The sequence below is a fragment of the Nevskiales bacterium genome (genome assembly GCA_035574475.1).
In the GTDB taxonomy this organism is placed as follows: domain Bacteria; phylum Pseudomonadota; class Gammaproteobacteria; order Nevskiales; family DATLYR01; genus DATLYR01.
The window spans coordinates 18253-29182 of record DATLYR010000040.1; the positions used below are offsets into that span (position 1 = coordinate 18253).

The window sequence follows — 10930 nt, forward strand, 5'->3', positions numbered from 1 at the left end:
TAGGAAACCCCCCCAGGGGTCTCCCGAGGGCGCGGGTAGAATATAGTTCCACGTCAAAAAAGTCATCACTTGCTTGCAGTATCCCTGCAAGCGCGGCTTGCGAAGCGATTTCTTGGAATGCAAATATTTCGCATAATGTATATTATGTTAAATAAGATATCCGCTAACGCCATTACATGGTGTGTGTCACTCGGTCCGAGCCCAGTGAGCCAGCCAGGATCGCCTCGATCTTTTTCTGCGTCTGTCCGCCATCCTGGGCGTTGAACTGGATGCCGATGCCCTGCACCCGCTTGCCCTGCGCGCCCTGCGGCGTGATCCAGATCACTTTACCGGCCACCGGCAAGCGCTCGCCGTCCATGAGTGCCAGCAGCAAAAACACCTCGTCGCCCAGCTTGTAGTTCTTGTTGGTTGGGATGAACAACCCACCATTCTTCACGAACGGCATGTAAGCGACGTAAAGGGCACTCTTGTCCTTGATGTTGAGTGTCAGGATTCCGGGTGCGGAGCCACCCGTGCCTGCGGAACCCGGCGGTGTGCTCATCGTGGCTGCCCTCTGTGCGCCGCGCGCTTCGACTTCGAGCTTTGATACCAGCTTGCCAGCAGATTCTCAAGCAGCATCTGAGGTTTGGCCTGGGTATCCAGCAGGCGCCGCGTGTCCAGGGTCAGCTGCGTGAGCTCCGGCACGGCCTGGGGCGGCAGGCTGGCGGCGAGCGCACGCAGCTGCGCTGACGCAGCACGCTGGCCGGTCAGGCGAGCCGCGGCTCCGGCCTGGATCTTCATGACGTCGAGAGCGCAGCCCTGCATCCAGTCCAACAGCTCCGGCAGGCGCTCGCTCAACGACCTGCTCCAGCGCTCGGCCAGAATCACCGGATCCTCCTGCCCACCGCACAGCGCAACCAGGGAAGCGGCCCACTCGGCCCAGGCCGGCGTGTCGGGGCAGAAGCGCGTTCGTACGGCTTCGAGCAGGTGGCCATGCCGTGCGTCCGCCTGCCCCAGGGCATCCGCGGCTGCTTCGGTCGAGGGCAGCGTGAAGCGCAGGATCAGGCAACGGCTGCGCAACGTGGCCGGCAAACTCATCCAGCGCTCGCCGACCAGCAGGATGCGGGCACCGATCGGAGGCTCCTCGAGGCTTTTCAACAGCGCGTTCGCCGAACTGCGGTTGAGGCTGTCGACGGGATCGATGATCCCGACGAGCCCGTTACCCAGCTGCGGGGTCAGGAACACGCGGCGGTTGAACTCGCGCAGGTCGTCCACCTTGAGGACCTTGCTCCCCTCCTCTTTCTCGAGCCGGAAAAGGTCGGGATGCGTGCCGGCGCACATCAGCATGCAGGCCTGGCAATGGCCACAGGGCATGCCGTCCGCAGTGCGCGCGCTGCACAGCAGCGCTTGCGCGAGCAGTGCCGCGAAATGCCGCTTGCCCGCGCCCCGTGGCCCCACCAGCAGCAAGGCATGCGCGAGCTTCTGCTGCGCTAAGGCAGCCGACACGGCCTGCCACTGCCGCTGTTGCCAGGGCAAAAGTGCCGGGTGGCTCATATTCCTGCTCGCTCCGGCAATCCGAGTCTGGCGAGCGCCCGCCGGATCTGCTGCTGGACCGCGGCCGGTGGCTGGCTGGCATCCAGCACCGCGTAGCGCAGCGGATCACACGCGGCGCGCGCCAGGTAGCACTGTCGTACCCGCTCGAAGAACGCGAGCTCTTCGTTCTCGAAGCGGTTGCCGTCGCCGCGCCCCCGCGCGCGGCGCAGGCCATCCGCCACCGGCAGGTCGAAAACCAGCACCAGGTCGGGACGCAAGCGGCCTTGCACGATTCTTTCCAGGGTCGCGACCTGCCGTTCCGGCAGCCCGCGGCCGGCCGACTGGTAGGCATAGCTGGCGTCGGTAAAACGGTCGCAAACCACCCAGGCACCCCGTGCCAGCGCCGGCCGGATGCGTTGCGCCAAGTGGGCGGCGCGCGCCGCGAACATCAGCAAGAGCTCGGCCGTTTCCGGCATGTCACGCGAGCGCTCGTCCAGCAGTAACCCACGGATGGCCTCCGCCAGCGGCGTGCCGCCCGGCTCGCGGGTCTGCTCGACGGCATGGCCGGCCGCGCGCAGGCAGTCCGCGATATAGCCCGCCTGGGTGCTCTTGCCGGCGCCCTCGATACCTTCGAGCGTGATGAACTTTCCGCGCTTCATGGTTGTTTCAGCTGGAATTTTCTCACTGCCTCGTTGTGCTCTTCCAGGCTGGACGAGAAGTGATGGCTGCCGTCGCCGCGCGCGACGAAGTACAGGCTGTCGCCGGGCGCGGGATGCAGCGCGGCATGGATGGCCTCGCGTCCGGGCAGGCAGATGGGCGTCGGCGTCAGGCCGGCACGGGTATAGGTGTTGTAGGGCGTGTCGCGCTTGAGGTCCGTCAGCCGGATGTTGCCGTCGTACGCGCTGCCCATGCCATAGATCACGGTGGGGTCGGTCTGCAGCAGCATGCCGAGCCTGAGGCGCCGTACGAACACGCCGGCGATCTCGGCGCGCTCCTGCGGCTGGCCGGTTTCCTTCTCGATGATCGAGGCCAGGATCAGCGCTTCATAGGGGCTGTTCAGCGGCAGGTCCGGCGCCCGGCCCTGCCACTCCTGCTCCAGGACCCTGGCCATCGTGTCGTAGGCGCGGCGCAGGAAGTCCACGTCGGTGGTGCCGCCGGGGAAGTGATAGGTATCGGGAAAGAAGCGGCCCTCCGGATGCTCGCCCGGACGGCCCAGCGCGCGCATCACGGCCTCGGCCGAGTGGTCCGGCAACGTGGGACGAAGCGTTGGCGCCGCCGCCACGGCCTGCATCATCTGCTGGAAGGTCCAGCCCTCGATGATGGTCAAGCTGTACTGGTAGGCGCGACCCGAAACCAGGTCATCGACCAGCTGGCGTGGACTGACACCGGGCCGGATCTGGTACTCGCCGGCCTTCAGTCGGGTTGCTTTGCCGCTGAGCCGGGCATAGAGCCGCAGGTAGCGCGCATGATGCGGCCAGCGGATCAAGCCCTCGTTCACCCACTGCCGCCCGAGGCTGTGGAAATTGCTGCCCGGCTCGACCCGGAGCAGCCGTGGCTCGGTCACCGGCAGCGGGCTGTTCAGGAAGCGCAGCAGATCCCAGGCCACGGCGCCGGCCACAATCCCGGCGAACACCGCCAGCAAGCTGCCGTAGACCCACAGTGCGCGGCGGATCACGCGGCGGGCGGCCATGCGTCACCGAAAAGCGCTTGCAGCCTGCGGGTCACCGGGCCCACGGGCCAGCGCCGCTCGTCGAGTGTGCTCACCGGCCAGATGCCGACCACGGAATTGCAGACGAAGCATTCGTCGGCGGCCAGCAGTTCGTCCGGGGTCAGGTCTCGGATGTGCACCGCGCTAGTGTACGCGGGCGCCGCCTCCAGAATCATCTCGCGGGCGACCCCGGCAATCCCGCAGCGCGCGAGATCCGGTGTCAGCAACTCGCCGCCGCGCACGATGAACAGGTTGCTGGCCACGCCCTCGATGACACGCCCATCGGCATCCCGCATCAGGCCTTCGGCGATCGCGAGGTCGCTCCATTCAGCGCGCGCCAGAACCTGCTCGAGGCGGTTCAGGTGCTTGATCCCGGCCAGGCGCGGATTCGGCGCCAATCGGGTATCGCACCAGCGCACGCGCACACCGTCGCGCCAGTGGGATGGCGGATGCGCAGGCGGCGCATACAGCAGCAGGATCACGCTGCCCTCTCCGCCCGCAGCCGCATACCCGCGGCCGGCGGCACCGCGCGTCAGGATGATTTTCAGCACGGCGTAACGCACCCCCGCACAGAACTGCCGCACCTGATCTTCGAGTTGCGGCGGTGCGGCTAGGCCGAGGCGTCCGGCATCGGCACACAGGTGCGCATACTGGCGCGACCATTCCTGGGGCGTGCCGGCCTCCACACGCATCGTGCGGAACACGCCGTCGCCGTACTGCAGGCCACGGTCGGTCGCGGGCAGCGCGCCGTTCTCGACGCCGTTCACGCGCACGCGCAACAGTCCGTTCATGGCACTGCCTCGAACAGGTGCAGCAGTCCGCGCGCCTTGGCACGCGTTTCCTCGAGCTCGCGCGGCGGGTCGGAGTCTGCCACGATGCCGGCGCCGGTGCGGAACGACGCTCGCCGCCCATTCAGCACCAGACTGCGGATCAGGATGTTCAGGTCCATCGCGCCGCTGCGGTCGAGATAGCCCAGGGAGCCGGTGTAGGCACCGCGCCCCTCGCCCTCCAGCTCCGCAATGATCTGCATGCAGCGCACCTTGGGCGCACCGGTGATCGTACCGCCCGGGAACACGGCGCGGAGGATACCGCCCGGCCCGATCCCCGTCCGCAAGTGCCCCTGCACGTTGGAGACGATGTGATGCACGTGCGCGTAGGTCTCGATCGTCATGAATTCGCTGACGTTGACACTGCCCGGTACGCAGATGCGCCCCAGGTCGTTGCGCTCCAGGTCCAGCAGCATGACGTGCTCGGCACGCTCCTTGGGGTGACGCAGCAGCCGCGCCGCCTGTTCGCGGTCATTGGCCGCATTCTCCAGGCGCGGGTGCGTCCCGGCAATCGGCCGCGTCTCGACCCGTACACCCTGCCGCCGGACCAGGCGTTCCGGGGAAGAAGACAGCAGTGCGCTGCCCTGCCACTGCAGGAGCCCCGCGAACGGCGCCGGGTTGACCGCACGCAGGCGCCGGTACAGCTCCGCGACCGGCGTAGGCCGCGACAGTTCGACCTGCCAGCGCCGCGAGAGATTGACCTGGAACACATCGCCGGCGCGCACATACTCGCGGATGCGTTCGACCGCCTGCAGGAAGCGCTCCGGCGGATCTTCCTCGACCGTGCCCGCTACCGCTGCCGGGATGCCGCTAAGGGGGGCGAGCGTTGCGATGTCGGCGCGGATGCGTGCCAGCAGCGGTTCGTGGCCAGGCTCTCCGATCAGCAGGCTCCGGCGTTGCACGCGGTCGTGCACGATCGCGGCTGGACAGCGCAGCGCCAGCGCCACCGGCAGCCCTGGCGGCGCGGCCGGCAGCTGCAGCATCGGTTCGATCTGTGCAGCCAGCTCGTAGCCGAGGAACAACAGCCAGCCCCCCTGGAACGGCAGTTCACCGGCCGCCTGCGCGGGCAGCTGGCCGAACCAGCGATCGAGGTTGGCCAGGAAGTCGTCGCCCTCGGGCGCGAAGCCGTCGCCGTGCAGGCGGCCGTCGGCATGCAGAGCCAGGCCCTCGCCATTGCCCGCGAACAACAGGTCGTAACGGCTGGTCGCGCCAGTGGCGACGGCCGGTCCGGCGGCGCTTTCCAGCAGCGCAGGATAGCGATCGGGATGGCGCGCATGCAGCGCCAGCAGGTCGATGGGCTCCGGAAGGGATTCCACCCGCGCGCCGGGCATGGCAGCGGGAACGGCGGGCTTCAACTCAAGCGGCGGAAGATCAGCGTACCGTTGGTGCCGCCGAAGCCGAAGGAGTTGGACATGGCGACATCGATCTTCATCGGCCGCGCCTCGTTCGGCACATAGTCCAGATCGCAGTCCGGGCTCGGCGCGTGCAGGTTGATGGTCGGCGGTGCGACCTGGTCGCGGATCGCCAGCACCGAAAAGATCGCTTCGATGCCGCCCGCTGCGCCCAACAAGTGGCCGGTCATGGACTTGGTCGAGCTGATCGCGAGCTTGCTTGCATGGTCGCCGAAACTGCGCTTGACCGCCTGGGTCTCGGCCACGTCACCGGCCAGGGTCGAAGTGCCATGCGCGTTGATGTATTGCACGTCACCGGGATTGAGGCCGGCGTCGCGCAGAGCGTTGTTCATGCAGCGCGCCGCACCCTCCCCGCCCTCCGACGGCAGGGTGATGTGGAAGGCATCGCCGCTCATGCCGAAACCCGCCAGTTCCGCGTAAATGGTGGCGCCGCGCTTCCGGGCGTGTTCGTACTCTTCGAGGATCAGGATGCCGGCACCATCGCCCAGCACGAAGCCGTCGCGATCCTTGTCCCAGGGGCGGCTGGCGGCCTGCGGATCGTCGTTGCGCGTGGACAGCGCACGGGCGGCACAGAATCCGGCCAGCCCGATCGGGTTGGCCGCCGCCTCGGCGCCGCCGGTGATGGCGATATCGGCCTCCCCGTAGGCGATCATGCGCGCACCCAGGCCGATGCTGTGCGCGGACGTGGTGCAGGCGCTGACCGGCGAGAAGTTCGGCCCTTTGATGCCCAGGTGGATGGAGATGAATCCCGACACCATATTGACGATGCCGGCCGGTACGAAGAATGGCGAAACCTTCTTCGGGCTCTTGGCCTCATGCAGTGCGATGCAGTTGTCGTAGATGGTGCCGATCCCGCCGATGCCGGAGCCGACGCACACCGCAATGCGCTCGGCATTCTGCTCCGTGACCTCGATGCCGGCATCCTTCATCGCCTGCATGGCGCCGGCGGCACCGTAGACGATGAAAGTGTCGAAGCGCCGCTGGTCCTTGGGACTGAGGTAGTCGTCGGCCTTGAAGCCGCTCACCAGGCCGGCGAACTTGGTCGGGAAGGTGCTGACGTCGAAGCCGGTGATCGGCACGATGCCACTGCGTCCCGCGAGGATGTTCTCCCAGCCTTCCTTGACCGTGGATCCTACCGGAGACACCAGCCCCAGGCCGGTGATGACGACCCGTCTACGCGCCAACGGAACCCCCACCCCTCTTGAACTTTCTGATCTGGCCAGCAGTTAAACCGCCCGCCCAGGACGGCCGGGCGTCAGGCGCGTCAGGAAACGTGCGCCTTGATGTAGTCGATGGCGTCCTGCACGGTGACGATCTTCTCGGCTTCCTCGTCGGGGATGTCGATCTCGAACTCCTCCTCGAGGGCCATGACCAGCTCCACCGTGTCCAGGGAGTCGGCGCCCAGGTCATCGACGAACGAGGCTTCGGCCGTCACCTTGGACGGATCGTCGGGGCTCAGCTGCTCGGCAATGACTTTCTTGACCCGTTCTTCCACGCTGCTCATTTGTGTTTCTCCCTATTCAGGTATTGGCTACAGCTACGCCGCGCGCAATTGTAGTGAAAACTCCGGCTCGAGGCTACCACACCGCAGGGTCTGCACAATCAAACACTTGCATCCTTCGGGCACTTCGGCTAAGGCATGTACAGGCCGCCGTTCACGTTCAGTGTTTCGCCGGTAATGTATGCCGCGGCCGGCGACGCCAGAAACACTACTGCTGCCGCCACATCCTCCGGCGCGCCCAGCCGGCCCAGGGCGATCTGCCTGAGCAGAGCTTCCCGGGTTTCGGCGGGCAAGTCGCGGGTCATGTCGGTGTCGATGAATCCCGGGGCCACGACGTTGACCGTGATGTTGCGTGAGCCGATCTCGCGTGCCAGCGACTTGCTGAAGCCCAGCAGGCCGGCCTTGGCAGCGGCGTAGTTCGCCTGTCCCGGGTTACCGGTCAGGCCGACCACCGAGCTGATGTTGATGATGCGGCCGCGGCGCGCCTTCATCATGCCGCGTACCACGGCCTTGGACATCCGGTAAACGGCGCTGAGGTTGGTGTCCAGGATTTCCTGCCACTCCTCGTCCTTCATGCGCATGAGCAGGTTGTCGCGCGTGACGGCGGCGTTGTTGACCAGGATGGTGGGCGCACCGAACTGCTTTTCCGCCGCCGCGACCACGGCCTCGATCGCGCTCGCGTCCCGGACGTCCAGCGTCATGCCGCAGCCGGCGATGCCTGCGGCCTGCAGTGTCTGCGTGATGGCAGCCGCGCCGTCTTCACGGGTGGCGGTACCGATCACTCGGGCACCCTGCTGTCCCAGTGCCAGGGCGATGGCGCGGCCGATGCCGCGGGAGGCGCCGGTCACCAGCGCCACGTCGTTCTGCAACATGTTCAGCTCCCCCTCACCAGCGCCAGGCCGGCTTCCAGCGTCTGCGGGTCCTGCAGACATTCGCCGTTCGCGGCCTTGTCGATGCGCTTGGTCAATCCGGTCAGGACCCTGCCCGGGCCGCATTCGAGCAATGCGGCGGCGCCCTGCGCACGCAGGGCCTGGATGGTCTTCACCCACTGCACCGGGCTGTGCAGCTGCGCCACCAGCGCGGCGCGGATGTCCTCAGGCCGGCTGCGCGGCGTGGCATCCAGATTGTGCAGCACCGGAATGGCTGGCGGCTGGACGGCCACGGCCTGCAAATCCTGGGCCAGCTGCTCGGCCGCGGGCCGCATCAGGCTGCAGTGCGAAGGCACGCTGACCGGCAGGACCTTGGTCAGCTTGGCGCCACGCGCCTTGGCCAGCGTCGCCGCGCGCTCCACCGCCGTGTGGTGGCCGGCCACTACGACCTGTCCGGGCGCATTGAAATTCACCGCCTCCACCACCTCGCCCTGCGCGCTCTCGGCGCAGACCGCGCGCACCTGCTCGTCATCCAGGCCGACGATGGCAGCCATCGCGCCGCTGCCGGCGGGCACCGCCGCCTGCATCAACTGACCGCGGCGCTCCACCAGGCGCAGGGCATCGGCGAACGACAGCGCACTGGCGCAGACCAGCGCGGTGTATTCGCCGAGGCTGTGCCCGGCCATCGCATCCGGTTCAGGCCCGCCGAGCGCGCGCCAGGTGCGCCACACCGCCACGCCGGCAGCCAGCAGTGCGGGCTGGGTGTGTTCGGTGCGGTCGAGCATGTCCGCCGGGCCTTCGCTCACCAGCTGCCACAGGTCGTAGGACAGCGCCGCCGAGGCCTCGGCAAAGGTTTCGCGCACCACGGCATGCCGTGCCGCCAGTGCGCCGAGCATGCCGACCGACTGCGAGCCCTGTCCGGGAAACAGCAGTGCAAAACGCATGAACCTAGTCCCTTGGGTTGTGGGCCTGGCCGCGGCGCGCGCGCGCCACGACAGTCGCGAGCGCCGCGTAACCAACACCCGCCAGCGCGCCGTAGCTGTGTGCCGCGACGATCACCGGTGGCTGCAGCAGGCCTTGCGTGAGCGCGCCATGATAATGCTCCCATGCCAGTTTGCCTATCAGCAGGGCCAGGACCAGGGCCGCGACCGGGTCGGTTCTCTGGCGCAAGGCCTGCACGAGCGCGATCACGAACAGACCATGCAGCATGCCCGACAGACCCACGTACCAGTCCACTTCGGGGTTGCAGGCGTACAGCGCCACGCTGACGGCAAGGCACAGCAGCAGGCAGCGCAGCGCTTGCCACCGCAGCCCGGTGCGGCCCGTGTCCAGCACCGCCAACAGCCAGAGCCCGGCGACGTTCAGCAGCGCGTGCGCCCAGTCGAGATGCACCCAGTGGCCCGTGACCAGGCGATATCCTTCACCCGCCTGCAAACCGGCACGCTCATATTGCAGCAGCAGGCGCAGCTCCGGACCGCCGGCCTGCAAGAGGAGCACCAGCAGGCTCGCCAGCGCGGCGAAGCGCCAGCCCGCGCTGGAGCGCGCGCGCCATTCTGCTATCATGGTTTTGTCTAACGTATTGTTTTCTCCGGAAGAGATCATGAACAAGCCGCATGCCGGCGACAAGCATCGTCACCCCCGAGCCGTCGCGCCGGGCTTCACCCTGATCGAGATCATGGTGGTGGTGGTGATCATCGGCATCCTGGTGGCGATCGTGGCGCCGCGCGTGATGGACCGTCCGGACACGGCGCGCGTGGTCAAAGCCAAGCAGGACATCCGCGTGCTCGAGAGCGCGCTGAACCTCTACCGCCTCGACAACTACACTTACCCCAGCACCGAACAGGGTCTCGAGGCGCTCGTCACGCAGCCCAGCGGCGAGCCACCGGCAAAAAACTGGAAGCCGGGCGGCTATGTGGACCGCTTGCCGAAAGATCCCTGGGGCAACAACTACCAGTACCTGAACCCTGGCGTGCATGGCGAGATCGATATCTTCACTTTCGGCGCCGACAACCGGCCCGGCGGCGAAGGCGTCAACGCCGACATCGGCAATTGGAACCTTGACGGCTAGCGCTTCGCGGCCCCGTGCCCTACCCCCGCGGCAGCGGGGCTTCACCTTCCTGGAAATCCTGGCGGTGGTGGTGATCATCGCCATCACCGTGAGCTTCGCCAGCCTGTCCCTGAGTTCGCGGGCGATCGAGGAGCGGCTCGCGACCGAGGCCGAGCGCCTGGACGCCCTGCTGCGACTCGCCGCCGACGAAGCCGTCGTTCAGGGCCAGGAGATCGGCCTGCTGGTTGCCAACGACGGCTACGCTTTCTACCGCCTCGAGCAGAACCGCTGGCAGCCCTACGAAGAAGGACCGCTGCGTGAACGCGTGCTGCCCGAAGGCCTGAACCTGCGGCTGGTGAACGCCGGCGGCGAGGAGGCGCAGCTTCCGCTGCCAGCGGATGCCGAAGAGGATGGCGACAAGCAGCACAAGCGCGTGCAACCGCAGATCCTGCTGCTGTCCAGCGGCGAACTGACTCCCTTCGTGCTCGAGCTGAGCGTCGCACGGCTGCCGGTGCGCTACCGGGCCGAGGGCCGCATCACCGGCCAGATCGAACTCGAGCGGATCGGAGGCGAGGCGTCTTGAAGGACCGTCGGCAGCGCGGCTTCACGCTGATCGAAGTGCTCGCGGCCGTCGCCGTGCTGGCGCTGGCGCTGGGCGCGGCCATTGCCGGCGCCAGCCAGTATGCCGCCAATGCCGCCTACCTGCGTGACAAAGCCATCGCCAGCTGGGTGGCGCGCAACAAGTTGGTCGAGCTGCACTTGGCACCGACCTGGCCGGAGCTGGGCAAGAGCGACGGCACCGAAGAAATGGCCGGCCGCGAATGGCGCTGGCGCATGGAGGTGCAGAAAACACCGGACGACAAGGTGCGGCGTGTGGACGTCTACGTGGACGCGCCCACGCGCAGCGGTGGCCAGCTGGTCATGCTCAGCGGTTTCTTGACCGCCAGACCACTCGCGCCATGATGCGGCCGACACGCGGATTCACTCTGGTCGAGCTGCTGGCGGCGATCGCCATCTTTGCGGTGATGGCCTTGATGGCCTACGGCGGGCTGTC

The 10930-nt window shown here is 67.4% G+C and carries 15 protein-coding genes; 4 read left to right on the forward strand and 11 right to left on the reverse strand.

All coding sequences use genetic code 11. From position 1 onward, the window contains the following. Positions 1-172 precede the first annotated feature (172 nt). The 11 genes from VNJ47_02540 to rrtA all read right to left on the reverse strand — a co-directional run bounded on the left by VNJ47_02540 (position 173) and on the right by rrtA (position 9392). Positions 173-541: a PilZ domain-containing protein gene (locus VNJ47_02540; protein HXG27711.1), complete on the reverse strand. Its 369-nt coding sequence runs from the start codon at positions 539-541 to the stop codon at positions 173-175. Continuing rightward, positions 538-1533, reverse strand: coding sequence for a DNA polymerase III subunit delta' C-terminal domain-containing protein (locus tag VNJ47_02545; GenBank protein HXG27712.1), 996 nt, complete (start codon positions 1531-1533; stop codon positions 538-540). Before VNJ47_02545 ends, VNJ47_02540 begins: the two co-directional genes overlap by 4 nt. Next, entirely contained in the window at positions 1530-2171 is a 642-nt protein-coding gene (gene tmk / locus VNJ47_02550) for a dTMP kinase (GenBank protein HXG27713.1), read from the reverse strand. The genes VNJ47_02545 and tmk overlap by 4 nt, the downstream gene beginning before the upstream one ends. Beyond that, entirely contained in the window at positions 2168-3202 is a 1035-nt protein-coding gene (gene mltG / locus VNJ47_02555) for an endolytic transglycosylase MltG (protein HXG27714.1), read from the reverse strand. The genes tmk and mltG overlap by 4 nt, the downstream gene beginning before the upstream one ends. Beyond that, positions 3184-4011: an aminodeoxychorismate lyase gene (pabC, locus tag VNJ47_02560; protein ID HXG27715.1), complete on the reverse strand. Its 828-nt coding sequence runs from the start codon at positions 4009-4011 to the stop codon at positions 3184-3186. Before pabC ends, mltG begins: the two co-directional genes overlap by 19 nt. Beyond that, positions 4008-5363, reverse strand: a complete 1356-nt coding sequence (locus VNJ47_02565; GenBank protein ID HXG27716.1) for an aminodeoxychorismate synthase component I — start codon at positions 5361-5363, stop codon at positions 4008-4010. The genes pabC and VNJ47_02565 overlap by 4 nt, the downstream gene beginning before the upstream one ends. Positions 5364-5398: 35 nt before the next feature. Beyond that, complete coding sequence (gene fabF / locus VNJ47_02570) at positions 5399-6643, reverse strand: beta-ketoacyl-ACP synthase II (protein HXG27717.1); 1245 nt, start codon at positions 6641-6643, stop codon at positions 5399-5401. 80 nt (positions 6644-6723) lie between these two features. Beyond that, complete coding sequence (gene acpP, locus VNJ47_02575) at positions 6724-6963, reverse strand: acyl carrier protein (protein HXG27718.1); 240 nt, start codon at positions 6961-6963, stop codon at positions 6724-6726. 128 nt (positions 6964-7091) lie between these two features. After that, positions 7092-7832 carry a 3-oxoacyl-ACP reductase FabG gene (gene fabG, locus VNJ47_02580; protein HXG27719.1) on the reverse strand — a complete coding sequence of 247 codons (741 nt, stop codon included), beginning with the start codon at positions 7830-7832 and terminating at the stop codon, positions 7092-7094. A 2-nt stretch (positions 7833-7834) separates the two neighbouring features. Further along, positions 7835-8773, reverse strand: coding sequence for an ACP S-malonyltransferase (fabD, locus tag VNJ47_02585; GenBank protein ID HXG27720.1), 939 nt, complete (start codon positions 8771-8773; stop codon positions 7835-7837). Positions 8774-8777: 4 nt separating this feature from the next. Further along, positions 8778-9392 carry a rhombosortase gene (gene rrtA / locus VNJ47_02590; GenBank protein HXG27721.1) on the reverse strand — a complete coding sequence of 205 codons (615 nt, stop codon included), beginning with the start codon at positions 9390-9392 and terminating at the stop codon, positions 8778-8780. Positions 9393-9429: 37 nt separating this feature from the next. On the opposite strand from rrtA, the gene gspG reads away from it, so the two are divergent. The 4 genes from gspG to VNJ47_02610 form a co-directional block, all read left to right on the forward strand. Beyond that, positions 9430-9897, forward strand: coding sequence for a type II secretion system major pseudopilin GspG (gspG, locus tag VNJ47_02595; GenBank protein ID HXG27722.1), 468 nt, complete (start codon positions 9430-9432; stop codon positions 9895-9897). After that, the gene (gene gspH / locus VNJ47_02600; GenBank protein HXG27723.1) at positions 9887-10459 is read left to right on the forward strand and encodes a type II secretion system minor pseudopilin GspH; all 573 of its coding nucleotides are present in this window, start codon (positions 9887-9889) and stop codon (positions 10457-10459) included. Before gspG ends, gspH begins: the two co-directional genes overlap by 11 nt. Beyond that, positions 10456-10839, forward strand: a complete 384-nt coding sequence (gene gspI, locus VNJ47_02605; GenBank protein HXG27724.1) for a type II secretion system minor pseudopilin GspI — start codon at positions 10456-10458, stop codon at positions 10837-10839. The genes gspH and gspI overlap by 4 nt, the downstream gene beginning before the upstream one ends. After that, the coding region (locus tag VNJ47_02610) for a prepilin-type N-terminal cleavage/methylation domain-containing protein (protein ID HXG27725.1) at positions 10839-10930 on the forward strand (92 nt) is incomplete at its 3' end. The genes gspI and VNJ47_02610, both read left to right, overlap by 1 nt.